This window comes from Bradyrhizobium sp. UFLA05-89 (assembly GCF_059803475.1).
The window spans coordinates 144,513-169,211 of the sequence record NZ_JBANBA010000004.1; the positions used below are offsets into that span (position 1 = coordinate 144,513).

At 63.9% G+C, this 24,699-nt stretch carries 25 protein-coding genes and 1 tRNA gene; 8 read left to right on the plus strand and 18 right to left on the minus strand.

Annotation, left to right across the window (positions count from 1 at the left end):
* Positions 1–6 precede the first annotated feature (6 nt).
* The gene (locus tag SO139_RS03905; RefSeq protein WP_498539690.1) at positions 7–879 is read left to right on the plus strand and encodes a PhzF family phenazine biosynthesis protein; all 873 of its coding nucleotides are present in this window, start codon (positions 7–9) and stop codon (positions 877–879) included.
* 88 nt (positions 880–967) lie between these two features.
* Here SO139_RS03905 and SO139_RS03910 read toward each other — a convergent pair.
* The 3 genes from SO139_RS03910 to SO139_RS03920 form a co-directional block, all read right to left on the minus strand.
* Positions 968–1,044 (minus strand) — tRNA-Arg (locus tag SO139_RS03910).
* Between the two features lie 134 nt (positions 1,045–1,178).
* Entirely contained in the window at positions 1,179–1,670 is a 492-nt protein-coding gene (locus SO139_RS03915) for a hypothetical protein (RefSeq protein ID WP_449378022.1), read from the minus strand.
* 163 nt (positions 1,671–1,833) lie between these two features.
* Complete coding sequence (locus SO139_RS03920; RefSeq protein WP_449378021.1) at positions 1,834–2,238, minus strand: hypothetical protein; 405 nt, start codon at positions 2,236–2,238, stop codon at positions 1,834–1,836.
* Positions 2,239–2,562: 324 nt separating this feature from the next.
* Here SO139_RS03920 and SO139_RS03925 point away from each other — a divergent pair, with 324 nt between their 5' ends.
* Positions 2,563–2,946 (plus strand): VOC family protein, encoded by a 384-nt coding sequence (locus SO139_RS03925; RefSeq protein ID WP_449378020.1) that lies wholly within the window; start codon positions 2,563–2,565, stop codon positions 2,944–2,946.
* Between the two features lie 69 nt (positions 2,947–3,015).
* On the opposite strand, the gene SO139_RS03930 is transcribed toward SO139_RS03925, so the two are convergent.
* Positions 3,016–3,531 carry a hypothetical protein gene (locus tag SO139_RS03930; RefSeq protein ID WP_449378019.1) on the minus strand — a complete coding sequence of 172 codons (516 nt, stop codon included), beginning with the start codon at positions 3,529–3,531 and terminating at the stop codon, positions 3,016–3,018.
* Positions 3,532–3,779: 248 nt separating this feature from the next.
* On the opposite strand from SO139_RS03930, the gene SO139_RS03935 reads away from it, so the two are divergent.
* Complete coding sequence (locus tag SO139_RS03935; protein ID WP_449378018.1) at positions 3,780–4,130, plus strand: GrlR family regulatory protein; 351 nt, start codon at positions 3,780–3,782, stop codon at positions 4,128–4,130.
* A 7-nt stretch (positions 4,131–4,137) separates the two neighbouring features.
* Here SO139_RS03935 and SO139_RS03940 read toward each other — a convergent pair whose 3' ends face one another.
* The 9 genes from SO139_RS03940 to SO139_RS03980 all read right to left on the minus strand — a co-directional run bounded on the left by SO139_RS03940 (position 4,138) and on the right by SO139_RS03980 (position 17,360).
* A complete protein-coding gene (locus SO139_RS03940) occupies positions 4,138–6,825 on the minus strand; it encodes a PAS domain S-box protein (RefSeq protein ID WP_449378017.1) in 2,688 nt (895 codons plus the stop codon).
* 90 nt (positions 6,826–6,915) lie between these two features.
* Positions 6,916–7,833 carry a DMT family transporter gene (locus SO139_RS03945; protein WP_449378016.1) on the minus strand — a complete coding sequence of 306 codons (918 nt, stop codon included), beginning with the start codon at positions 7,831–7,833 and terminating at the stop codon, positions 6,916–6,918.
* Positions 7,834–7,908: 75 nt separating this feature from the next.
* A complete protein-coding gene (locus SO139_RS03950) occupies positions 7,909–8,706 on the minus strand; it encodes an NUDIX hydrolase (protein ID WP_449378015.1) in 798 nt (265 codons plus the stop codon).
* 4 nt (positions 8,707–8,710) lie between these two features.
* Positions 8,711–9,664, minus strand: a complete 954-nt coding sequence (locus SO139_RS03955; protein ID WP_449378014.1) for a dihydrodipicolinate synthase family protein — start codon at positions 9,662–9,664, stop codon at positions 8,711–8,713.
* 128 nt (positions 9,665–9,792) lie between these two features.
* Complete coding sequence (locus SO139_RS03960; protein ID WP_449378013.1) at positions 9,793–10,671, minus strand: SDR family oxidoreductase; 879 nt, start codon at positions 10,669–10,671, stop codon at positions 9,793–9,795.
* 127 nt (positions 10,672–10,798) lie between these two features.
* Positions 10,799–11,659: a MaoC family dehydratase gene (locus SO139_RS03965; protein ID WP_449378012.1), complete on the minus strand. Its 861-nt coding sequence runs from the start codon at positions 11,657–11,659 to the stop codon at positions 10,799–10,801.
* Between the two features lie 148 nt (positions 11,660–11,807).
* Positions 11,808–12,197, minus strand: a complete 390-nt coding sequence (locus tag SO139_RS03970) for a Zn-ribbon domain-containing OB-fold protein (protein WP_449378011.1) — start codon at positions 12,195–12,197, stop codon at positions 11,808–11,810.
* Positions 12,197–13,354: a thiolase family protein gene (locus SO139_RS03975; protein ID WP_449378010.1), complete on the minus strand. Its 1,158-nt coding sequence runs from the start codon at positions 13,352–13,354 to the stop codon at positions 12,197–12,199. Before SO139_RS03975 ends, SO139_RS03970 begins: the two co-directional genes overlap by 1 nt.
* 514 nt (positions 13,355–13,868) lie before the next feature.
* Positions 13,869–17,360, minus strand: coding sequence for an indolepyruvate ferredoxin oxidoreductase family protein (locus SO139_RS03980; RefSeq protein ID WP_449378009.1), 3,492 nt, complete (start codon positions 17,358–17,360; stop codon positions 13,869–13,871).
* 266 nt (positions 17,361–17,626) lie between these two features.
* On the opposite strand from SO139_RS03980, the gene SO139_RS03985 reads away from it, so the two are divergent.
* Positions 17,627–18,844, plus strand: a complete 1,218-nt coding sequence (locus tag SO139_RS03985) for a cytochrome c (RefSeq protein ID WP_449378008.1) — start codon at positions 17,627–17,629, stop codon at positions 18,842–18,844.
* Positions 18,845–19,040: 196 nt separating this feature from the next.
* On the opposite strand, the gene SO139_RS03990 is transcribed toward SO139_RS03985, so the two are convergent.
* Positions 19,041–19,682, minus strand: coding sequence for a trimeric intracellular cation channel family protein (locus SO139_RS03990; protein ID WP_449378007.1), 642 nt, complete (start codon positions 19,680–19,682; stop codon positions 19,041–19,043).
* Positions 19,683–19,867: 185 nt separating this feature from the next.
* Here SO139_RS03990 and SO139_RS03995 point away from each other — a divergent pair, with 185 nt between their 5' ends.
* Positions 19,868–20,266, plus strand: a complete 399-nt coding sequence (locus SO139_RS03995; protein WP_449378006.1) for a hypothetical protein — start codon at positions 19,868–19,870, stop codon at positions 20,264–20,266.
* A 56-nt stretch (positions 20,267–20,322) separates the two neighbouring features.
* On the opposite strand, the gene SO139_RS04000 is transcribed toward SO139_RS03995, so the two are convergent.
* The 3 genes from SO139_RS04000 to SO139_RS04010 all read right to left on the minus strand — a co-directional run bounded on the left by SO139_RS04000 (position 20,323) and on the right by SO139_RS04010 (position 21,902).
* Positions 20,323–21,132 (minus strand): isocitrate lyase/PEP mutase family protein, encoded by an 810-nt coding sequence (locus SO139_RS04000; protein WP_449378005.1) that lies wholly within the window; start codon positions 21,130–21,132, stop codon positions 20,323–20,325.
* 82 nt (positions 21,133–21,214) lie between these two features.
* Positions 21,215–21,565, minus strand: a complete 351-nt coding sequence (locus SO139_RS04005; RefSeq protein ID WP_449378004.1) for an antibiotic biosynthesis monooxygenase family protein — start codon at positions 21,563–21,565, stop codon at positions 21,215–21,217.
* Between the two features lie 28 nt (positions 21,566–21,593).
* Positions 21,594–21,902 carry an NIPSNAP family protein gene (locus SO139_RS04010; protein WP_449378003.1) on the minus strand — a complete coding sequence of 103 codons (309 nt, stop codon included), beginning with the start codon at positions 21,900–21,902 and terminating at the stop codon, positions 21,594–21,596.
* A 259-nt stretch (positions 21,903–22,161) separates the two neighbouring features.
* Here SO139_RS04010 and SO139_RS04015 point away from each other — a divergent pair, with 259 nt between their 5' ends.
* Entirely contained in the window at positions 22,162–22,860 is a 699-nt protein-coding gene (locus tag SO139_RS04015; protein ID WP_449378002.1) for an ArsR/SmtB family transcription factor, read from the plus strand.
* A 315-nt stretch (positions 22,861–23,175) separates the two neighbouring features.
* The gene (locus tag SO139_RS04020; RefSeq protein ID WP_449378001.1) at positions 23,176–23,418 is read left to right on the plus strand and encodes a GCG_CRPN prefix-to-repeats domain-containing protein; all 243 of its coding nucleotides are present in this window, start codon (positions 23,176–23,178) and stop codon (positions 23,416–23,418) included.
* A gap of 141 nt (positions 23,419–23,559) precedes the next feature.
* Here the strand turns inward: SO139_RS04020 and SO139_RS04025 are convergent, their stop codons facing one another.
* Positions 23,560–23,913 (minus strand): twin-arginine translocation signal domain-containing protein, encoded by a 354-nt coding sequence (locus tag SO139_RS04025; RefSeq protein WP_449378000.1) that lies wholly within the window; start codon positions 23,911–23,913, stop codon positions 23,560–23,562.
* 229 nt (positions 23,914–24,142) lie between these two features.
* On the opposite strand from SO139_RS04025, the gene SO139_RS04030 reads away from it, so the two are divergent.
* Positions 24,143–24,604 carry a VOC family protein gene (locus SO139_RS04030; RefSeq protein ID WP_449377999.1) on the plus strand — a complete coding sequence of 154 codons (462 nt, stop codon included), beginning with the start codon at positions 24,143–24,145 and terminating at the stop codon, positions 24,602–24,604.
* Positions 24,605–24,699 lie beyond the last annotated feature (95 nt).

Consider the following 24,699-nt stretch of genomic DNA (forward strand, 5'->3'; position numbering starts at 1 on the left):
GAATCCATGGCTGACCTCGTCGTGGGACTAATCGATGTCTTCGCCGACAGGCCGTTGTCGGGCAATCCGCTTGCCGTGGTGCAAGGGGCCGACGATTTATCGGACGATGCGATGCGACGGATCGCGGGCGAGTTCAATCAGGCCGAAACGACGTTCATCATGCGCAGCATGTGCGCAGACTGGAAGCTACGGTCCTTCACCGCGAGCGGCGCAGAAGTATTCGGCGCTGGGCACAATGCGCTCGGTGCGTGGCTCTGGCTCGGAGAACATGGCGATCTGGGCCCGCTCACCCCCGCGCGGACATTCCGACAGGAGATCGGTTCGGATGTCCTGCCGATCGTCCTTGAATCGATCGATGGCCGTGTCCACGGCCGAATGCGTCAGGCGCCGTTGCGCTTGTCTGATCCACTGGAAGACATCGTACCGCTGGCTGCCGCCCTGCGCCTCGATCGCGGAGATGTCCTTCCTGAGCCGCCACCGCGACCTGCCGACACCGGCGCCGCTCATCTGATGGTGCACGTTCGCAATGCCGGCATTGTGGACAGGGCACGCCCCGATGCCGGTGCGTTGCTCGCTGTTCTGTCAGAAACCTCGGCGGAAGGCTGCTATCTCTACGCTCTCGATCCTGACGCGCCTGGCACAGCCTATGCCCGCTTCTTCAATCCGACGGTGGGACTGTGGGAGGACGCCGCGACGGGAACGGCTGCTGGCCCCCTTGCGGCCTCCCTCGCGGCCACGGGGACGTTGCAGGCCAACGATCTGACGATCGAGCAAGGCACAAAAATGGGCCGTCGCAGTATTCTGCGGATCAGGTTGACACCCGAACCGGAACTCTCCGGGACGGGGATCGTCGTCATGCGAGGCGTGCTCGTTCTTTGAAAGCTTCTGCCAGAAACCGCAAAAGCCGCCGTTCCATCGCTCGGTAGGAGGCGATGCCGGGAACTCGACGGCTTTTCGGCCAGCCTACTGGCGCGCTCGGAGAGATTCGAACTCCCGACCCTCGGAATCGAAATCCGATGCTCTATCCAGCTGAGCTACGAGCGCATCCTGCCCGGAACCGGGCGAGTTCCGAGTTCCGTCAGGCTGGGGAGCCCGACAGTTCGGCTGCATTGGGATTAGCAGAGAGGTTAACCGAGCAAAAGCCCCCACCTGCCCGATCCGGGCAGGTTAGAGGACGCTCACCAGGTCGAGTTGAAGAGCCCGAAATGGGGCTGCTGCGCGACGCGCATCGGCCTGCCGAACATCGGCTGCCCATAACCATAATATGTCGGCTGCCCATAGTAGTAGGGCTGTGGAGACCGCCTGGCGACCTTGCGCTTCGGCTGGACCGGCTTCTTGACCTCACCCCTGGGTTCCGTCGGAATGAACTGGGCGAAGGTCTCGCGGACACGTGCTTTGGCTGACGCGTCGCCGGTTGCCGACTGCGCAGGAGGTTGCGGAGCAACGCTTGCCATGTTCACCGGCGCTGTCGACGCAATCGTCGGCTGGCTGGTATCCAGCACCACACGTTCCGGCAGCTTGCGATCCGAGCGAATCCGGATCAGCGGCGCCTCGTTGCTCGATGTCACGATGCTCGGGCCCACCGGCCCTTCGGGCAACGTAAGATTCACGGCCAGCAGCAGCACAAGCAGTGCGCCGCCGACGAACATAAAATATCGGAGGATGGGCATCTGGCAGCGCTCCACCCGCACAACAGCACACGGGCCCTTCGCCTCAACCGGCGATCCTTTAATTTGTTCCTGTGCCGCCGCTTCGGTTCAACGACAACGCGAACTTTTTTTCGCGGTCGAACGGCACGACAGCAAGGTTTCCCCTATCGCGACAGATGGCCGTTTACACACGTCGCGCAGCGGCCAGCGAGCACTTGGCCTGACTGGCGTTTACGTTAACGAAGCCGATTTGCACATGCGCAAACGTCTTGCGGCTTTTCATGTTCACTGTTTCGGCAAGCACGCGCCTGCGATCGGTGAGATGGCTTCCGTCACGGCGGGCGAAGGTGCAGACAATCTCGACGTCCTTCACCGCATAGTCATTGTCATTTCGCAGCGTGAAGGTGACCAGCGCCCGCGATCCGAGCCCGCCACGGCGCCAGGTTTGCGACGAAATCCGCAGGCGATCGAGTTCGGCCGGCACTGATGCCGGGGTCGCTACAGCCGCCGCTGGCACAGACTGCGCAGGCTCAGGCTCGACGGTTGCCAACTCGATCCCATCGCTCTCATTGCCTTCGGAGGCAGCCATCAGCCCCCACGCGCCGCCGCCGACCAGGACCGCTGCCGCAAACCACAATGGGCTTCTTCGCCTCATCGAAAAAGCCGGCCTCAGCAACGCACCGAGTTTGACGAAACCGTTGAGATCGACGCGATAGAGCCCTGCGAGCATGGATGCGTCACCCGATATGCGACGACGCGCGTCTCGCGCGTGCCGTCCACATGCATAACCCGCAAGGCAGATTTGGGTTCCCGTAGGCACCCGAATCTCGGGTAACAGGGATGCGCGAGTGGCGATCGGCCCGGGGGATCGCTAACATGACCGCAAGCCGCAAAGCCCGACGGGAGGAATGAAATGCCTGTAGTCACCTGGGACCATGTCCATCTGCGCAGCCCCGATCCGGAGGCGACGGCGGCCTGGCTGCGGGACGTGCTGGGTGGCGAAATCGTGCGCGGCCCGGCGCGCATCGATGTCAAGCTCGGCGGCGCCAACATCTTCATTGCACCGCTCGAGCCCGGCAAGCCCATGAACCCGCCCCCGCCCCATCCCCATCAGGGCCTCGACCATTTCGGCGTCGCGGTGAAGGACATCGACGCCGTTGCCGCCGAGATGAAGGCGAAGGGCGTTGAGTTCACGCGCGAACCGACGACGATCCGGCCCGGTGTTCGCATCTGCTTCATTCGCGGCCCCGAGGGTATTTCAGTCGAGCTGCTCGAGCGCGACAAGAAATACACCTGATCCTGCGACGCGCAGCATCGCCCGATCCATCCGGCGCAGCTCCACCGAGCTACGCCGGAGCTGACATCGTCATGTCATGCTGCCCGGCATGAAGCAGCGGATCGTGACGCCCATGTAGCCGTAGATCGGCCATACCATGGTGCGCCCGACCCGGTTCGGCTCCGAAATCACGGCCTCTTCCGGGACATCGACCCACACCAGCTCCTGCTCCTGGCCGTTGATCATGAAGCCATAGCGCGGCACGCGAACACGGTAGTGCCCGTCCTTGCTTTCCCAGTCGGAATCCGAGATTGCCGACCCGTCGGCGTCGGAGCAACACGGCCCCTTGCCGCTGCGCAGGCCGTCAAACCACGCCTTCAATTCGGCATTGGTATTAACGAATTGACCGCGGTCGCGCGCGTGCCCGAAGGGGACCGCAAGCACCTCCAGGAGTATGGCACAACCGAGTTTCGCCGCGCGTCTCCAGCGCGTCGAGCTACCGATCTGCCCACGACTTGTTTCACGACTTGCTTCACAACTGACATTGTCTACACACGCATCGTATAGACGCGGCTCATCGCCGCCGGAATTGATCCAGTTGGTCACGTTCGTCTTGCTCCAGCACCCCGCGGCCGGTGCAACTAGGGTTTATGCATTTCGCGGGCCAACTTGATTCGCTTCACAGGGCCTCGCTGCTCCATGAGGCCGTCATACCCCTGTCACGCGCAAGCCGGGACAACTACGGCTTGGCGATAGGGCCGCAGGCGAACTGCCGCGTTGCACGAAGGATGGCGCTTTGGCATAAACATCGGACCGGCAGGCCGAGGGGCGAAGGCAGCCGGCCGCGGGACTTCATGAAGAACGGTCTTTATTCGATTCACGTGACGCTGCTCGATGGACGCGTCGGCAAGGGCAGCGGCGTAATCCTGTTTCGCGACGGCCAGATTCTCGGCGGCGATGCCTATCTCTATTACAGCGGCAGTTACACGGTGAAGGACAACACCTTCAAGGGCGAGGTGCTGGTGCAGCGGCACACCTCGCCGCGCGGCGACGACAATCCCCTGTTCGGCGGTCCGGCGCCGGTCGGCATCGGCGTCAGCGGCACCTTCACCGATACGCGCGCGGAGATGACGGGAACTGCGCTGGTTGGCAAGGCGAGCCTGATCTTTGGCGCCACGCTGCACAAGCTCGCAGACATCGATTAGGGATGCGCTATTCCGCGGCCAGCTCCAGCGGCGCAACGCGCGGCAGGATCATCTGGATGCGCGTGCCGCCGCCCTGCTCGGAGTCGAGATCGAGACGTCCGCCCAACCGGTTGGTGACGATGCTGTAGACGATGTGCAGGCCGAGGCCGGTGCCGCCCTGGTCGCGTCGTGTGGTGAAGAACGGATCGAAAGCGCGGCGCCGGACGTCCAGCGACATGCCGCAGCCATTGTCGGAGAAGATGATCTCGACATTGTCCTTGCCGGATTCGCGTACCCGGATGTCGATGAGACCCGGTCGCCCGTCGGGGAAGGCGTGCGCGACGGAATTGAGGAACAGGTTGGTCAGCACCTGGCCGTACGGGCCCGGATAGCTGTTCATGATCAGGTTGGGCTGGCACTCGACATTGAGCGTCAGGTTGTGCTTGCGCAGGCCCGGTCGCAGGCTCAGCACCACCTGCTCGGTGAGGTCGGCAAGGTCAAAGGTGCGCTGATCCGAATAGTTGCGGTCGGCGGCCACCTGCTTGAACGACTGGATCAGCTCGGCCGCGCGGTTGAGATTGGCGACGAGCTGCGAGGATGCATCGCGGCTGGTGTTGAGGTAGTCGTTGAGTGTCGAGCGGCGCAACCCGCCGCGCTCGACCTCGGACGAAAACACCGCCGTCTTTCGCTCCAGCGCGGACGCCACCGTCAGGCTGATGCCGACGGGATTGTTGACTTCATGCGCGACGCCCGCGACCAGCCGCCCGAGCGCCGCGAGCTTCTCTGCTTCGATCAGCGAAGCCTGGGTCTCGCGCAGATTGCGCAGTGCCGTCTCGGCGGCTTCCTTCGCCTTACGCATCTCCTGCTCGCCGCGTTTGCGCTCGCCGATGTCGAGCGCCACGGTGACGATCCGCTCGATCTCGCCATCGGCATCGAGCAGCGGCAGCTTGTTGACCAACCATTGCCGCATGTTGCCGGAGGAATCCTCGTACTCCTCCTCGTAGAAGCCAAGACCCTTGCGAAACTTCAACACCCGCTTGTCGTTCTCGTCGGTCTTGGCCGCGCCGTAGCGCGACATCAGGTCCGCGGTGGTGCGTCCAAGCGCGTCACCGGGCTCGATGCCGAAGATGCCGGCCATGTAACGGTTCATCAGCACGTAGCGAAGATCGCGGTCCTTGACGTTGATGACGGCCGGCACGGTGTCGATGACCTGCTGCAACAGCCGCCGGCCTTCGGCGATAGCGTCTTCCGCGCGCTTCTGGTCGGTGATGTCGCGCAGCGTCCCCTCGTAGCGGACGATCCTTCCCTCCTCGTCCCGGACGCCGCTCGCGCTGTCGGACAGCCACAGGATGTTGCCGCTGCGCTGGCGCACCTGGTACTCGAACTCGCGCACCATCCCGTCGCGTTCCATCAGGCGCTGATACTCCTCCCGCGCCTCGGCATGGACGTAGATCGTGTGAGCGATATCGCTGATGCTGTCGATGAGGTGCTGCGGGCTATCATAGCCCATCATCCGCGCCAACGCCGGATTGGCGTTGAGGAGATCGCCGGCCGGCGTGGTGACGTAAATGCCGTCGACCGATCCCTCGAATAGCTTGCGGTAGCTTTCTTCCGCGAGGCGCTGCTCGGTGAGCGCGCGGACCGCTGCCTCGCGAGCGGTGTCGGCTTCTTCCAGGGCGCGTCGGAACACCTCCGCGGCGCGCGCGATGTCGCCGATCTCGTTGTCGAGTTCGGCGGACGGGATGGATGTGTTCTTCTCGCCCGCCGCAAGAGCGCGGATCGATCGCGCGATCTGGGCCAGCGGACGCACCGTCCGGCGCACCACGAACCCGGCAGCAATGATGCCGATCAGCACGCCGATGGTGCCGAGCACGATGCTCTGCCACCTCGCCTCCGCCAGCGTCCGGGCGAAATCCCGCGACAGCACGTGCCCGCGCCGGGCGCTGACCTCGCGCAGCAACTCGGTGACGCGCCCGATCAGCCTGCCCTCGGTCCCCAGCACTTCGCTGTCAATATCGGCGATCTGGCGTTCGCGGACCGCGACGGCGGTGATGGCTTCGGAATAGTTATTGACCGCCGATCTCAGCCTGGCATCGGGAATGGTCAAGGTCCGCATGCCTTGCGCCGCCTGCTCGGCCGCCGACGGATTGCGGGCAAGCAAGCCGAGTGCGATCCGGCTCTGAGCCTCCGACAACCGGGACGCGAGCTCCCGATCGCCGGTTTCGGCAACGGCTGTGTCGAACGCCTCGCGCAGCGGCGGCAGGCCGGCGAGCAACTGCGCACGGCGATCGATCAAGGCCGAGATCCGGTCCAGCCCGCTCCGATAGGTCGCAAGGCGCTCGGTGACCCCATCGATCATGTCCTGCTGCTCGGGAGCGAGCTCGATACGGGTCTTCTTCAGGATGTCGCTCAGCGTCGAGGCGGCTTCCCCGAGCTGCTTGAACTGGATGCCGGCGCCGGGGTCGGTGACGAAATCGCGTGCAGCGAGCCGCAATTCGTTCATGCGGCGGTCGATATCCTCGGCGAGATCGCCGACGCTCTGCAGGCGCTGGAGCTCGGCGAAGGTCGAGTCGATATGGCGGATCGCGATCACACTCGCGGTCGAGGTGACGATGATCACGGCCAGCACCAGGATGAAGCTGCCGAACGTCAATTGACCGATCGAGAGCGAAAACGCTCGCTTCGGGTGCGAATTCGGCGTCAGTTCGGCAGGCATTTGGTCAGGACCGGACTCCATTCGGTCCCAATATACGACGTATTCCACCCCCGGGGGAACATGCCTCGACCGGCCGGCGGGACCGGTTTTTTACCATATCTTAGCCATCCGCACAGCGCTTCCCGGGATGGCCATGGCGGCGACGCCGATGACGACTGAGGTGAGCCCGATCCACGCCGTCTGGCTCAGGCTCTCGCCGAGGAACGCTACGCTGATGGCGACGCCGATCGGCACGCGCAGATAGGCCTGTGCGGTGGTGCCGACCGAACCGAGGGTCTGGATCAGACGGAAATAGATCACAAAGGCCGCAGCCGTCGAAAACACGGCGAGCGCCAGCAGTGCGAGGACGGAACCTGGCGAGGGCGACAGCGTCCAGGGCTGCTCGATGGCGAGCGAGGCCGGGATCAGGACGGCGGCGCCCGCGAGCAGCGAGCCTGCGGCCGGCGCCATCGGATCGAGCCCCCTGAAGCCGCGACTGAAGATGGCTGCGCAGGCGTAGCACAGCGTTGCCGCCACGATTGCGGTTTCGGCGACGAGGCCGCGGCCGATATCATGGAATGCATCGACGCCGACGATCAGGCAGATGCCGGCCATCCCGGCAACGACGCCGAACAGTTTTCGCGCCGTGGTGGCTTCGTGCCTTGTGACCAGGGCCGTAAACAGGAAGGTGAAGATCGGCGCTGCCGAGTTGAGGATGGTGGCGAGCGCCGCATCGACATAGCGCTCGCCCCAGGCGATCAGGGTCCAGGGAACCACGCTGTTGAGGCAGGCCTGGAAGGCAAAGCGGCGCCAGGTCGCAAGATCAGTCGGCATCGCGATGCCGCGCAGGCGCATGACCATCAGCAGCAGCGTGCCCGCGATCGCAGTGCGCGCCGCGATCAGCGTAATCGGCGCAATGGTGGCGACGCCGAGCTTGATGAAGGTGTAGGAGCCGCCCCAGAGCGTCGCAAGCAGGAGCAGCAATGCGAGCTCGACGGTGATTGTCGTGTTTTGGTGAGTGGCGTCCATGACGATTCCGTCCTGATATCGGACGGAACCTACCGCGCACCCAACTCCAAATACTTCGCTGCGTATCGAACTATGTCAGCCGAGCGCGCCGACCTCGAACACCTCTCCGTCGTAGCCGGCTTCGCGGGGGATGCGGAGCTGGCGACCCGTTTCAGTCTTCGTCATCACCGGCATCACCGTAACGATGGACATGCTGCGGGCATGGTCGAGAGCGGACGACACCGTCGGCTGCTTGGCAAGCCGGATCAGATTGCGTGTGGTTGGGAATGGCAGCTTGAAGCGGCCGCTTTCGCCGCCCGCCACGGCTTCGCGCGGGGAGACCCAGATCGAATCCGTCGACTCCCTTCCATCATGGGCGCCGAGCTGGTCGGGCGGCGCGGCGGCGAGGAAGAACCAGGTGTCGAAGCGCTTTGGCATGCCCTCCGGCGTGATCCAATGCGCATAGGGCACCAGGGCATCGAGCGCGAGCTGGAGGCCGTTGTCGGAGAGGATGCTGAGGAAGCTGATCTTGTGCTCGTTGAGTGCGACGCGATGAGCGTCCGCGATCGCGCCGGCACGCTTGGCACCGACCGGCGCGGAGGAGCCCTTCTCGCGCGCCAGCAAGATGCCGCTCTCTTCAAACGTCTCGCGGATCGCCGCGATCCGGAATCCGAGATCGGCATCCGAGAGCCCATCGCCGCCCGCATAAAGCGCAGGCCGCGCGATGATCTCCTTGTCGCCGGCATCGACGCTGCCGCCGGGAAACACCAGCGCGCCCGAGTTGAACTCGATCTGATGGTGACGCACCATCATGAAGACTTCGACTTCCTTAACAGCGCCGTCGCGCAGCAATAGGATCGTCGAAGCAGGGCGTGATGCGGCGGTTTCTGGCATGCAACTAACCTGCGGCGCTCGATTGCGGCTGGAGATTGGCGCGCTTGTCGATACGGGCCACGCGCGACAGCAGATAGTCGACCTCCGCTTTCGCCGCCGGCGTGATGGTCGCGCCAGGCTTGCGCTGCGCGCTTGAGGCGATGATACCGCGCTTCTGGAGCACGTATTTGCGCACCGCAAGGCCGGCGCCCGGCTGCTGCTCGTAGCGGATCAGCGGCAGATGGGCATCGAACAGGTCATGCGCGGCATCGCGCTTGCTTTCCCTCGAAAGGCGCACGACGTCGATCAGGAGTTCGGGGAAGGCATAACCGGTCATCGCGCCGTCGGCGCCACGTTCCATCTCGAAGTCCAGGAACAGGCCGCCATTGCCGCAGAGGATCGAGAGCGGCCGCAGCGAGCCGTCCTTCTGGAAATTGCGTAATGTTGAGATTTTTTCCAGGCCCGGCCAGTCCTCGTGCTTGAGCATGACGCAGTTCGGATTGTCCATGACGATCTTGCGGATCACCGCGGGGGTGAACACGACAGACAGGGTCAGCGGATAATCCTGAAGCACCCAAGGCACGTCGGGGCCGATCGCTTCGGCCGCCTGCTTGAAATAGCCAACGATCTGATCGTCGGTGCGCAAGGATGGCGGCGGCGCAATCATCACGCCGGCGGCGCCCGCCTCCATCGAGGCCTTTGCGAGCGAGCGCATGGTGGCAAAACCCGGCGCGGAGACGCCGACGATCACTTGCATCTTCTTGGCGCGCTTGACGAAGCGAACCGCCACCTGCTCGGCCTCGGCGGCATCGAGCTTCGGCGCCTCACCGAGGATGCCGAGCACGGTCACGCCATCACAGCCGGCCTGTTCGTAGAAATCGGTCAGGCGATCGATCGAGCGCTCGTCGATGCGACCGTCATCGTGGAATGGCGTCGGCGCGATCGCGAAAGTGCCCTTGGCTTCGGCGGTGAGTTTCATCAGTGCTCTGTCCTTTGTTCGTCATTCCGGGGCGATGCGCAGCATCGAACCCGGAATCTCGGGGTTCCACAATGCGCAATTGCGCATTGGGGTTCACGCTTCGCGTGCCCCGGAACGACAACGTCAGCCTAAAACCGCCGCGCCGACTTCTTGATCTCGTCCTCGGAGAAGAAGATCTCCCTGGCGTTATCGACGATGTCCTGGGCCTTCCAGCCCGTGTGCGGCGGTTTCCAGCCTTCCATCTCCATCATCCGCATTTCGCGCACGCCGCGAGGCCCGGACACGCCCAGCACCTTGCCGGTCTGATCGCCCGACAAATCGCTGACCATGTATAGCACGGCCGGCGCGATGCCGTCCGGCCCGAGCGCCGCACCGGGGTTCTCCTTATAGCGGGGCAGGTCTGCGGTCATGCGGGTCAGCGCGCCCGGCGCCAGCGTCCAGATCCGGATGTTGTATTTGCGGCCCTCGATCGCCAGCACGTTGGACAGGCCCCAGATGCCGCCCTTGGCCGCGCCGTAGTTGGTCTGGCCGAAATTGCCGATCAGGCCCGAGGTCGAGGAGGTGTTGACGATGACGCCGCCGCCATTTTCCCGCATCCAGCGAAACACCGGCAATGTGCAACAGAAGGTGCCCTTCAGATGCACCTTGATCACCTTGTCCCAGTCAGCCTCCTCCGCCTTGGCAAACGTCTGGTCGCGCAAGATGCCGGCGTTGTTGACGAGGATATCGGCACGACCAAAGTGCTTGATGGCGTCGTCGAACACCGACTGGCCGCCTTCCATCGTTGAGATATCAGCGCCGTTGGCGACCGCGCGGCCGCCTTCTGCCTTGATCGCGTCGACCACCTGCTGCGCCATCGACTTGTCGGCACCGGAGCCGTCTCGGGGACCACCGAGGTCGTTGACGACGACCGCCGCCCCTTCCCGCGCAAACAGCTTTGCGTAGGCTTCACCGAGCCCGCCGCCCGCGCCGGTGATCAGCGCAACCTTGCCGTCGAGTAGTCCCATGGTGGCTTCTCCCTATTTTTCTTTCTCGTGTCCCGAACGCGATGCAGCGTTAAACGCTGCGTCGCAGAGCCGGGACCTACTCCCTTGCGGCGGCAATGGGCGTCGCATCACCGCGTGCTGCGCCGCGTTAGCCAAGTACCGTCTTGCCGTTCTTGATCACGGTGACGCCGCGCGACTTCACCTTCGCCTCGAACGAGATCACGTTGCCGTCCTTCCACATGTCCATGGTCACGGTCTCGCCGGGATAGACGGGCGATGAGAACCGCGCGATGTGCTGGCGAAAGGCGCTTGGATCGTAGTCGGCATAGGTCTGGAGCACACCGCGGCAGGTGATGCCGTAGGTGCACATGCCGTGCAGGATCGGGCGCGGGAAGCCGGCCTTCTTCGCGAACTCGGGATCGGAGTGCAGCGGGTTGCGGTCGCCGCAGAGGCGATAGACCAGCGCCTGGTCGGGGCGCGTCGAGATGTCGACGGTTCTATCCGGCGCGCGCGATGGGATCTTGTGCGGATCGGGCTGGGTCAGGTTCGGCCCACCGAAGCCGCCGTCGCCGCGGGCGAAGCGCGAAGCGACGAGGGTTGCGAGCTTCTCGCCCTTCTCGTTCTTCAGCACAGTCTGGTGGCTGATCACCACGCCCTTGTCCTTGCCCTTGTCGTAGACTTCGAGCACCGAGGAGTCGGCGGTGATGTGGGCCGCGGCCGGCAAGGGCTGGTGGAACGTGATGTCGCGCTCGCCGTCGACCACCATGACGCGGTTGAGATTCATCTCGCCCGGCCCAGAGCCCCACGCCGCAACGGAAGCAAACGTCGGCACCACCTTGAGCGGCCGCGGCGTCAGCGCGCCCTCGTTGACGAAGGCGAGCTCGTTCTCGTCCATCGGATCAGCACCGAGCCCAATGCCATAGGCGTAGAGCATCACCTCGCGATCGCTGTAGGCGTATTTCTGGCCGAGGTTTTTGAGGGCTTTGAGTTCGTCGTATCTGACGGACATTTTTTCAGTTTCCTCCCGCTGCTTCCCATCCTCATGGTGAGGAGGCGCTCTTGCGCCGTCTCGAACCATGAGGATGCCCGGAAGCGTTTTCCACTGTGGCCATCCTTCGAGACGCTTGCTTCGCAAGCTCCTCAGGATGAGGACCGTGCTACACCGGCGTGAAGAACGGCAGCGGTGCGCCGTCGGTGGGCTTCCACGCCACCTTCACCTTCTGGCCGATCTTCAGCGTCGTCAGATCGCAATCGACGAAATTGGTCTGGAGTGAGGGGCCCTCCTTCAGCGTGACGTAGCCGATCGCATAGGGGCCGGTCGGCGATTTCCGCATCAGGCTGTAGGTGTAGATGGTGCCCTCGCCCGAAGACTCCTCCCACACCGTCTTGTCTGAGAAGCAGAACGGACAGATCGCGCGCGGGAAGTAGTGCGCTTCGCCGCAGGCGGTGCAGCGCTTGATCATGAACTTGCCTTGGCGAGCCGCGTCCCAGAACGGCGCACTCTCGGCGTTGGTCACCGGAGCCGGATATTTTCTCGTCTCGCTCATCACACGCGCTCCAGAATGGCCGTCGAGGCGGCATGGCGGACGCCCAACAATCCGCCGGTGCCGTGGGCGACGGCGAGATCGCAATTCGGAACCTGCACCTTCGGATGCGCCTCGCCGCGCAGCTGCCTGACGGCCTCGATGATCTTGGTCATGCCGCCGCGGTTGACGGGATGGTTGCTGCAGAGGCCACCGCCGTCGGTGTTGAAGGGCAGTTTGCCGACGCCCGAGATCAGATTGCCGTCAGAGACGAATTTGCCGCCCTCGCCCTTCTTGCAGAAGCCGAGATCCTCGAGCTGCATCAGCACCGTGATAGTGAAGCTGTCGTAGATCGAGGCGTATTTGATGTCCTTCGGCGTGATGCCCGCTTCTTCGAAGGCGCGCGGGCCGGACCACACGCCGGCGGAGTAAGTAAGGTCGAGATCCTTGCCGCCGCGCGGGCCCTTCATCGCTTCGCCATGACCGATCAGGCGCACAAGCGGCTTCTTCAGACTCTTGGCAATCTCTGGCGTCGTCACGATCAGCGCGCCGCCGCCGTCGGAGACGACGCAGCAATCCATGCGGTGCAGCGGATCGGAGATCATCGGCGAGTTCAAGACGTCCCCGACGGTGACGACGTCCTTGAGCATCGCATGCGGATTGTATTGCGCGTGATGGGAGGCTGCGACCTTGATCCAGGCGAGCTGCTCGCTGGTGGTGCCATAGTCGTGCATGTGACGCATGGCACACATGCCATAGGCATTGTGGGTGGTCGCGCCATAAGCGGACTCGAAATCGAGTTCGGCACCGGCCGCGCGCGGCGGCATTGGGCCGGTGCGCGGCTTGCCGGCGAGCGTGATCAGCGCGACCGAGCATTTTCCCGCGGCGATCGCTTCGGCCGCGTGGCCGAGGTGGATGATGTAGGAACAGCCACCGGTTTCAGTGGAGTCGACGTGGCGGAGCTTTTTCGTGTTCAGGCCGAGATAATCGACCATCGGCCAGGCGCCGCCCGGGGCATCGCCGGCGCAGAAATAGCCGTCGACGTCGTCCTTGCTGAGCCCGGCATCCTCGATCGCTCCCTTGGCGACCTCGGCGTGGAGCTGCGCGGTGGATTTGTCCGGCGCATGCCGGGTCGGGTGCTCATAGATCCCGGCAATGTAGGCCTTGCCCTTGATGGTCAAGTCGAGTCTCCGCTGGCGTTTCTTCTTGCTCCGTTTTTCTGACGCGCTGCGGCGGGCTTGGCAAGCGCGGAAATATTCCGTCAGGCGAGAGCGCAGCGGGTGGGCGCAAGTGCACCGATAGTCTCGTGTCCTGGACGCGCTGCAACGCGCAAGCGTTGCTGTGCAGAGCCGGGACCCACGCCGCTGCGAAGATCATTGCAACATGAGCCCCGGCTCTGCGGCGCACCGCTGAAGTAGCGCTGCGCTGCGTCCGGGGCACGAGAGCTTCGATCGGACGAAATCGTAAAGGTGATTTGCCCGACGGCTCGTCGCGATTTCATTTTTATCGAAATCAACCCCATGCAAAGTAGCAATGGGTATCTGGCCGGCCGCGCAATACAATAGATTGTGGTGCTGTAGGTAGGCAAAGCGCAGCGTGCCCACCTCTTCTGCCGAGGTCGCGGCGAGATGGTGGGCACGGCGCTTTGCGCCTTTGCCCACCCTACGGCAGATGCATTCGGGGCACGAACACACCCTACTCCGCCGCGATCTGGCGCGGTGCGGGTGGCGGGTTCGCCAAGTCCGCAGCGAGCTGGGCGTAGCGGGCTTTCGCGGCTTCCACCGCCTTTTCCTTCACGGGGCCGTAGCCGCGGATGCGATCGGGCAGCGACAACAATTCCACTGCGGTGTCGTGGGTGACCGACGACAACAGGCCAAGCACGGTGGCGACGTCCTTCTCGTAGCCATTGATCAGGTCGCGCTCGAGCTTGCGGTCGGCCGAGTAGCCAAAAATGTCCAGCGGGGTGCCGCGCAGGAAGCGGAGTTTCGCCAGCCAGCGGAAAGCGCCCAGCATCCACGGGCCGAAGGCGCGCTTCTTCGGGCGGCCCTGCGCATCGACGCCATTGCTGAGGATCGGCGGCGCGAGGTTGAAGCTGAACTTGAAGTCGCCTTCGAACTGGTCGCGGAGCTGCTGTTCGAACTGGCCGTCGGTGAAGAGCCGCGCGACCTCGTACTCGTCCTTGTAGGCGAGCAGCTTTGCATAGTTGACGGCGACTGCGCGCGGGAGCGCCTCGCCATAGCCGCCCTTTACAGCGGCATTGCGAACCTGGTCGACCAGCTTGCGATAGCGCTTTGCGAGGCGGCCGTTCTGGTAGGCGGTGAGATGCTTGGCGCGATGTTCGATGATCTCATCCAGCGTCATCGCCTCAAGGCTCTTTGGCGCGACGACCTCGTCCTGGCCCTTCAGCATGTCGGCGAGCCGCTTGGGATCGGCGACCGCGAGACGGCCGAGGCGGAAGGCTTCCTTGTTCATCTTGATCGCGACGCCGTTGACCTCGATCGCCTGCTCGATCGCCTCGGCGCCGACGGGCAAGAGGCCCTTCTGATAGGCGTAGCCCATCATCATCATGTTGGTGGCGATGGCGTCGCCCAGGAGCTGCTCCGCGGGCTTGGTGAAGTCGAAGAAGGTGGAGTCCTTGTGCAGCGCTGTCTCCAGCACCGCATTCAGCTTTCGGGTCTGGAAATTGAAGTCACGGTTCAGGATGAAATCGGCGGTGGGAATGACGTGGCTGTTGATGATGCCACGGGTGCGGCTGCTATCGCAGAGCGATATCGTATCCTTGGCGACCGCGACGACCTCGTCCGCGGCGAGCACGAGATCCGCCGTGCCCGTGACGATACGCGAGCATGTCACTTCCGCCGGATGATCCGACAGGCGGACATGGCTCAGCACCGCACCGCCCTTTTGTGCGAGGCCGGACATGTCGAGGATCATCGAGGCCTTGCCCTCGATATGGGCGGCCATGCCGAGCAGCGCGCCGATTGTGAGCACGCCAGTGCCGCCGACGCCGCCGACGGCGACGTTGTAGGGCTTGTCCAGCGCCGGACGCGAGGTGGGCTCCGGCAGCTCACCGATATCGGCCAGCTCCGCCGGTGCGCGATGGCGCGGCGCGCCGCCGTCGATGGTGACGAAGGACGGACAGAAGCCCTTGAGGCAGGAATAGTCCTTGTTGCACGAGGACTGGTTGATGGTGCGCTTGCGGCCGAACTCGGTCTCCAGCGGCTCGACCGAGATGCAGTTCGACTGCACCGAGCAGTCGCCGCAGCCCTCGCAGACCGCCGGGTTGATCATCACGCGGCGCGGCGGATCCTCCATCAGGCCGCGCTTGCGGCGGCGGCGCTTCTCGGCGGCGCAGGTCTGCACGAAGACGATCGCCGACGTGCCCTTGTACTCCCGGCATATCTTCATGACGTTCTCGAGCTCGTCGCGATGATACTTCTTCACGCCGGGCGCGATGGAGTTGGCCGGATACGCGTCGGGATTTTCCGAGACCAGGTAGATCTCGCTGATACCCTCGGCGTGAAGCTGGGCCATGATCTTCTGCGGCGAGAGATCGCCGTCATGGCGCTGACCGCCGGTCATCGCCACCGCATCGTTGTAGAGAATCTTGTATGTGATGTTGGCCTTGGAGGCGATCGCCTGGCGGATCGCAAGAATGCCGGAGTGGAAATAAGTGCCGTCGCCGAGGTTCGCAAAAATGTGGTTTTCGTTGGTGAAGGGCGCGATGCCGACCCACGGCACGCCCTCGCCGCCCATATGGGTGAACGTTTCGGTCGAGCGGTCCATCCACAGCGCCATGAAGTGACAGCCGATGCCGGCCATGGCGCGGCTGCCTTCGGGGACTTTCGTCGATGTGTTGTGGGGGCAGCCGGAGCAGAAGTAAGGGGTCCGGGAGACCGGCGCGGTGGCCTGCATCTGGGTCGCCTGGCGGCCGTTGAACCAGTCGGCCTTGGCGCGGAGCATCTCGGCGATCTCAGGGTTGAGATTAAGTCGAAGGAGCCGCTCGGTGATCGAGCTTGCAAGCGATGCGACGCTCAGCTCGGCGGCGAAGGTGAGGAATCGCTTGTCGTGGTCGTCCATCTTGCCGACGATGCGCGGGCGGACGTCGTCGCGCCAGTTGAACAGCTCCTGCTTGACCTGGTTCTCGACGATCTCGCGGCGTTCCTCGACGATGAAGATCTCCTCGAGGCCGACCGCGAACTGCCGTACGCCCTCCGGCTCCAGCGGCCAGGGCATGCCGATCTTGTAGAGGCGAAGGCCGATCTTGGCGGCGACCTCCTCGGTGACGCCGAGTTCGCGCAGCGCTTGCCGCACGTCCTCATAGCTCTTGCCCGACGCCATGATGCCGTAACGGGCGTTCGGGGAGTCCATCGTGACGCGGTTGACCTTGTTGGCGCGGGCAAAGGCGATCGCCGCATAGCCCTTGTAGTCCTGGAGGCGGCGGTCCTGCTCGAAGCGGTCGTCGGGCCAGCGCAGATTGAGGCCGCCGGGCGGCAGCTCGAAATCGGTGGGGATGATGAAGGGCTTCATCTCGTCGGTGAGATCGATCTCGGCGGTGGTCTCCACCGTCTCCGTGATCACCTTCATGCCGACCCAGCAGCCCGAATAGCGCGACATCGCGATGCCGAGCAGGCCCATCTCGATCATCTCATGAATGCTGGACGGATAGAGATAGGGCATCAGCGCCGAGATGAAGGCATGGTCGGACTGATGCGGGACGGTCGAGGACTTTGCCCCATGGTCATCGCCGGCAAGGCACAGCACGCCGCCGTTCTTGGCCGAGCCCGCAGCATTGCCATGGCGGAAGACGTCGCCGCAGCGGTCGACGCCGGGACCCTTGCCGTACCAGATGCCGACGACGCCGTCGTACTTGGCGCCGGGCGAGAGATTGAGCTGCTGCGAGCCCCAGATAGCGGTGGCGGCGAGGTCCTCGTTCACGCCGGGCTGGAACTTGATGTTGTACTGTTCGAGGTGCTTGCGGGCGGCGAAGAGCTGCTGGTCGTAGCCGCCGAGCGGCGAGCCACGATAGCCGGAGATGAAGCCTGCAGTGTTCAGACCCGCGGCGCGGTCGCGCCGGATCTGGGCCATGGGCAGACGGACGAGTGCCTGAATTCCCGTGGTGAAGACGTGTCCCGTGGATTGGGTGTATTTCTGATCGAGACTGATCGGACCCTGGTTGATGCCCATTTTTGTCCTCTTCGCCCTCTTAAGTCGTTGGCGTGCCCGTTGTTTTTAGCTAGGGCGCCTCGGGTGTCCGCGCCACTCTATGTCGGAATTTTAAGCCTCCGCATCACAAATCTGGACCAAAGCGGGCTACCCTCGAAAATCGCAATTTCGTGGCGGCAAGTCCGCCCGCCCTTTTCAATTTGTGTCAGCATACCCGGGGCGTCGCGAAACGACGTAACGCGTCTATAATGCGTCCCATGGCGATTGGTCGCAGGGGGAGGCCGGGAATGCGGACGATTCTGGCGTCGCTGGTAGCAGGGCTCACGTTGTGCAGTGCGGTCGTAGCGACCGCCAGCGAGCCGTCACCGGAGGCGATCGCCCACGGCAAGGCGCTGGTGGAAGCCGGCGACTGTGCGAGCTGCCACACCGCCGACCCCGCAAAACCGTTCGCGGGCGGTAAGCGCATCGACACGCCCTTTGGCGGGATTTATGCGCCGAACCTGACACCGGATCGCGACACCGGGATCGGAGGCTGGACGGACGCCAACTTCACCCGCGCGCTGCGCTTCGGCATCGCTCCGGACGGCTCGCATTACTATCCGGCGTTCCCCTACCCCTACTTCACCAAGATGACCAAGGACGACACGCTGGCAATCCGCGCGTATCTTTCGACGCAGGCGCCCGTCAGCAATCGCGTCAAGTCGCCGGAGCTGCGCTGGCCGTTTGGCTATCGATCGCTGATGCGCGCCTGGAACTGGCTATTCTTCAAGCCCGGCCTGTTCGAACCCGACCAGTTCAAGAGCGCGGCATGGAATCGCGGCGGCTATCTCGTCACAGGGCTCGGCCATTGCGGCGCCTGCCACACGCCCAAGAACTATTTTGGCGCCGACAAGCGCAAGCTGGCGTTTTCGGGCAACGAGGTGGATGGCTGGTTTGCACCGCGGCTCGATAGCGCCGTGCGAAGCGGGCTGAAGTCGTGGAGCGTCGACGAGATCGCCGAATATCTCCAGAGCGGACGCAATGCCAAGAGCCACGCCGACGGGCTGATGGCCGAGGTCATCGTCAACTCGACCTCGAAGATGAGCGATGCCGACGTGCACGCCATGGCTGTCTACCTGAAGGGGCTGCCCCCGGGACCGAACGAGCCAGCGGTGACGCCGCCATCGGACGCCGAGATGAAGACGGGCCAGGCGGTCTATGCGAAGCTCTGCATTGCCTGCCATGAAGCCGACGGCTCCGGTGCGCCGCGCATCTACCCGCCGCTGCCCGGCAATGCGCTGCTGCAATCGGACAATCCGTCCTCCACGCTCCGCGTCATTCTCGACGGCGCCCACACCGTGACGACGCCGCGGGCCCCCAACACCGGCGAGATGCCGGGCTACGCCAAACAATTGTCGGACGAACAGATCGCAGCGGTGACGAACTACATCCGCAACTCCTGGGGCAATGCCGCGCCGCTGGTCACGGCGGCGCAGGTCGGGAAGGCGCGGAGCCAGGGGCCGTAGTTAGTCCCCTCTCCCCGCTTGCGGTAGGCTCTGTGCGGGCTGAAGTTTCCGCCTCGTCATGGCCGGGCTTGTCCCGGCCATCCATGCCCGTTCGCGCGGCAAGAACGTGGATACCCGGGACAAGCCTGGGCATGACGGAGTTTGTGGATGCGCAAATGCGATTAAGCAGCCGCGCGCAGGGAGAGGCGAAGAAGCACTACTTCTCGTCCCCCGTGAACACGAACTTCGGCATCTCCCATTTGTAGCGGACCGCGAGCAGGCGGAAGCTGATGCCGAGCACGAAGGTGAGAATGGTCCAGAGCTCGTCGTTGATCTTCAGCCCGAACGCGGTGGCGTAGAACAGGCCCGTCACCACCGAGACGCTGGCGTAAAGCTCGGAACGAAACAAGAGCGGCACGTCGTTGCAGAGGACATCGCGCAAGACGCCGCCGGCACAGCCCGTCACCATGCCGGAGACGATCACGATGGGCAGCGAGGCATCCATCTGCCAGGCGACGTCGCAGCCCGTCATGGTGAAGACCACAAGGCCGATCGCGTCGAGCACGATGAAGGCCAGCTTGAGCCGATGCACGAAGTGCGCGAACAGAATCGTAATGAAGGCCGCGCCGCCGCTGAGCGCGAGATAGACGGGGTTTTGCACCCAGCCGAGCGGATAGTGGCCGAGGAAGAGATCGCGCAGCGTACCGCCGCCAAGCGCCGTGATGCAGCCGAGGAAGCAGACGCCGAGCCAGTCCATGCTGCGCCGACCCGCGGCAAGCGCAGCCGTCATCCCCTGCGCCGCGACCGCGACGAGGGAAAGGATATGCAGCACGCTGTCGCTGGGTGGCAGGCTCCACATCGGATGTCATCCCGTTTCGAGAGCGGAACTTACGTCGAAGGTTCCAGGATGAACAAGTTTCATCCGGAATGAACAGGTTCCCGATTCCAGCGCGCGCGGCAACATGCGACGAAAGCATGAGATCCCCCGGAACCGAAATTCGCATCCCCGGGTTGTCTGGTCAGTCCATTCGAGGAGATCAAGCGATGGCCGATGACCGTTTTCCGAATGACCCCTATCGTCCCATCGGTGAGGATGAGTATCTTCGCGCCGCGCGACGAGACGCCGACCTCCAGGCGGACCCCGAGCTTGGCGAAGGCCCCGCCTCCAGCGGCAAGATCGCGCTGTTTGCGGTCGCAATCGCGGTGGTGCTCGGCGCAGTGTTCTACGGCTTGAACAATACCAGCGTGAACCAGGCCTCGACCGAACCGCCGGCGAAGACCGCACAGACGACACCTGCAAATCCGGCCGCGCCTCCGGGCATGCGCGACGTGACGCCGAAGAGCAACACTGCGCCCGGCGTGACCACGGGTGCGGCACCGAGCCAACCGGCTCCGCCAGCCCCGGCTCCGACCGCACCGTCTGACGCCGGCAAGGCGCAGTAACGCTGCAGAAATACAAAAACGGCGGGACGCTAACGTCCCGCCGTTTTTGTCATGTATCAGCCGAACATCTTGTTCAGCTCGCCGCCGGGATAGCCGCTCCCGAGCTCGGCAAACGTGCCCTTCTCCGCCATCTCTTTCGCCGCGCGCATGAAGCCGCCCCAGGCGACGCGAGCGAGCGAGCCGCCGACGCTGATCCGGCGCACGCCGAGATCGGCGGCCTCTTGCAGGGACAGGCCGGAGGCGCCGATCAGGAGATTGAACGGCCTAGGATGGACCGCCTTCACCACGGCCGAAATATCCTCGCGCGTCTTCAGTCCGGGCGCATAGAGGCAATCAGCACCGGCATCGGCGTAGGCCGTGAGCCGGTCGATGACGAGCTTGAGGTCGCTCACGCCCCACAGATAAGCCTCGCAGCGACCGACCAGCAGCGCGCCGCTGTCACCGACCGCCTTGCGCGCCGCCTTGATGCGCTCGACTGCGAGCGCGCGATCATAGAGCGGCTTGTCCTTGTCGCCGGTGGAATCCTCGATCGACAGCCCGGCAACACCGGTCCGCACGCCGCGTTCAACATTTTCCGCGACCTTGTCCGGCTCGACCGCGAAGCCGCCCTCGAAATCCGCATTCACGGGGATGTCGATGGCCGAGCACAATGCTGCCAGATGCTGACAGACATCGTCGACGGTGACGCGGTTGTCGGCGCGCCCGATCGTCCAGGCAAAGCCGGCGCTCGATGAGGCGATCGCCTTGAAGCCGAGATGTTGCAGGGCCTTGGCGCTGCCGACGTCGAACGGGTTGGGCAGGATGAAGCAGCCGCTCTCGTGCATCCTCCTGAATGTCGCGCGCTTGTCCGCGGTCGTAACGTGCATGTTTCTCTCCCTTGTTGGCCGCGCAGACATAGGCACCCATCCGGGGCAGCGCTAGTGTGCGCCCGGCAACCCCAGTGCAGCGCTAGTGCGCATCGTGCACGGCGCGGCTGTCCTTCGGCGCCTCGTCGCGATTCTGCATGCCGTAGTCGCGGACGACGCTGGCAATCCGCAGGCGATAATCGGCAAAGAAGCTTCCGCGGCCCTTGGCTTGCGCGCGACGATGCTCCATCGTCTTGCGCCAGGCCTCCACGGCCGCCTCATCGCGCCAGAACGAAACCGACAGCACCTTGCCCTTCTCGGTCAGGCTCTCGAAGCGCTCGACCGAAATGAAGCCATCGATGGTCTGGAGGATCGGCTTCAGATCGGCCGCGAGATCGAAATAATGCTGCCGGTGCTCCGGCTTCGGCCAGACCTCGAAGATCACGGCGATCATGGGGCGCCTCCTTCGTCTTGGTTTGCGCCTACAATACCACCTTGCGCAGGAACGTCCGCTCCTCCGCGAGAATAAACCTGTTCTCCTCGGCGAAGTGGAAGTTCGCCAACCCCTCGGCGTCCTGGCGCAGCCGCGCGCGATAGGCCTCGTAGGCGCCTAAGCTTTCGAAGGAGATCAGCGCAAAGGCGATGTTGTTGGTTCCCTCGTGCGGCATGAAATAGCCAATGAGATCGCCACCGCATTTCGGGATGATGGTGAGCCAGCGTTTCGAATAATCCTCGAACTGCGCGCGCTTGAAGGGATCGAGCTGGTAGCGGATGAAGACGGTGATGGACACGGTGGGTTCTCCTTTTTTCCGTCATTGCGAGCATCGCGACGCAATCAACCGTGCCGGCCCTCATCCTGAGGAGCGCGGAACGCGCGTCTCGAAGGATGAAGGCCCGGCCGGTGGCCTCGCCCTTCGAGACGCGCGCAAGGGCGCGCTCCTCAGGGTGAGGATCGGCTTTCCGATTTGTCCGTCACTCTTCGCTCGCAATAACGAGCTGGCCACAGCCTACGCCCTTGCCGCACACCAATGCTTCGGTTATCATCGAAGCATGAAAGCAGGACCTGACATTGCCATGGTCGCTTCGCTCGTCGGCGACCCCGCCCGCGCCAACATGCTCACCGCGCTGATGAACGGCCGCGCGCTCACCGCAAGCGAGCTCGCGCAGGAGGCCGGGATCACGCCGCAGACCGCGAGCTCACATCTTTCAAAGCTCGAGGCCGGCGGCCTGATCGAGCCGGAGAAGCAGGGCCGGCACCGCTACTACCGCCTCACCGACCCCGACGTCGCTGGCGTGCTCGAGGGACTTGCGGGACTTGCCGCCCGCGCCGGCCACATGCGCGTGCGCACCGGGCCGAAGGATCCGGCGCTGCGGCGGGCGCGCATCTGCTACGACCATCTCGCCGGCGACCTCGGCGTGCAGATGCTCGACTCCTTACGCGAGCGGCGCCTGGTGAAGCAGAAGAAGCAGGACATCGAGCTCACGGTCGAGGGCGAGCGCTTCCTCGCAAAGCATTTGCAGATCTCGCCCGACATGCTCACCCATCCGCGCCGGCCGGTCTGCAAGGCGTGCCTCGACTGGAGCGAGCGGCGGCATCATCTCGCCGGCACGCTCGGCGCGGCCATGATGAAGCGCTTCACCGAATTGAAATGGGCGGCTCGCGATGCCACGCCCGGCAGCCGCGTGGTGAATTTCACCCGCACCGGCGAGAAGCAGTTTGCCGCGCTGTTCGGCAACGGGCACGAGTAATCACGCAAATCGCGTGAACTCACACAATGGCGTGTGACCGTCCCCGCGCGACCAGCGCGGTACGCGCTTGCGCGGAGATTATGCTCAAACAATAAGCCAATGCGCGATGACGATTCACCCCACTCATCACGCTTTGGCCCTACCCTGTCGCTTCAAGCAGCATGAACGGCGTCGTTCATGCCGCATTCAGGTCATGATTGCCAATTTGGATCGCGCCGCTTCGGCATGTCGCCAAAATTTAACATGCCGAATCGTACCTTTTGATTCATTGTGCGCCGCAAGCGCGTGACCCAAGGACCGAAAAAGGGAGCTCAAATGAAGTATCTTCTTGCCGCCATTATGCTCGCCGGCGTTGTCGTCGGTTTCAGCGAAGCAGCCAGCGCCGCTGGCGGTTGCGGGCCCGGCTGGTATCGCGGCCCCTATGGCGGCTGCCGCCCGATGGGCCGTACGGTCATGGTAGCACCCGCACCTGTCGTCGTCGCTCCGGTCGTCGTCGCCCGTCCGCGCGTCTGTCCGTGGGGCTTCCGCTGGTGGGCCGGCCGCTGCCGCCCGGTCTGATCTGATTTTGGCGTAACAGCATGGCCGCGCGTTCCACCGCGCGGCCATCTTCTTTTTGAACGCCTGAAGTTTTCGTGGGCGCGAAAAAGGGGATCGCCACGCGATCCCCTTTCTGATTCGACTGGCAGCTTGCAGCACGCCCTACCAGTGACGCCAGTGGCGACGGTGCCAGCGATGGCGCCATCCCCAGTGACGGCGACGCCATCCCCAGTGACGATGATGCCAACCCCAGTGTCGCCGGCGCCAGCCCCAATGGCGGTGATGATGCCAGCCCCAATGATGACCGCCGCCGTGCCAGCGCACCTCCTCGGGCTTGAGCTGACCGGCCTCCTCGCTGCTGGTGACAGCGGGATGGATCTCGGGATTGCCGCGCGGCAGGTTGGCCGGGCCTTCGATGGGCTGAGGCGCCAGGGGCGCAGCTTGCGCCGCCGCCGTCAATGCAGCGGCACCGGCGGCAACACCGAATGCGAGTTTCAAAAAGTGGCGGCGCTCCATGATGTCTTCCTCTTCAATCAGCGTTGAATGATGCAAAGGAAGTTTCGCGAAATGAACTCAGGCTGAACCTTGCATTCAGGTAGGTTGCGCGAAACTGACACGCGCGCAGCCGGGAACGCACAACGGCGGTCATACTTTGTCCAAAGAAGGGATCGAACATTCCGAACAAAACAGGGGCACGTGGGGTCGTCCTGCATGGATCAAGTCCATCAGACCAAAGGAGACAGCCATGGCAACACAGGTAAAGCCGGTTCCCGAAGGATACCACACTGTCACGCCCTATCTCGTCGTCGAGGGCGCGGAGAAGGTCATCGGCTTCATGAAAGACGCCTTCGGTGCGCAGCCTTTGTTCGAGCCGATGATGCGGCCCGACGGCAAGGTGATGCATGCCGAGTTCAAAATAGGAAGTTCCATCGTGATGATTGCCGACTCCTCGGAGCGAGCACAGGCAACGTCCACGATGCTGTATCTCTACGTGCCCAACGTCGATACGGTCTATCAGAAGGCGGTCAAGGCTGGCGGCACCCCCTTGATGGAGCCAACGGACCAGTTCTATGGCGATCGCAGCGGCGGCGTGAAGGATCCGGCCGGCAACCAATGGCACATCGGCACCCACATCGAGGACGTATCGCCGGCTGAGCTGAAGAAGCGCGCAGAGGAAGTCATGAAGCGGCAGAACAAGGCGGCGTAGGCAGCGACTGGCTTCGTAGTCGTTTGTGAAGAACGTTTCTGAGCACCGTTTTTACGCAAGGTGTGGTTGCGATAGGCGGCGACAGAGTATCCATA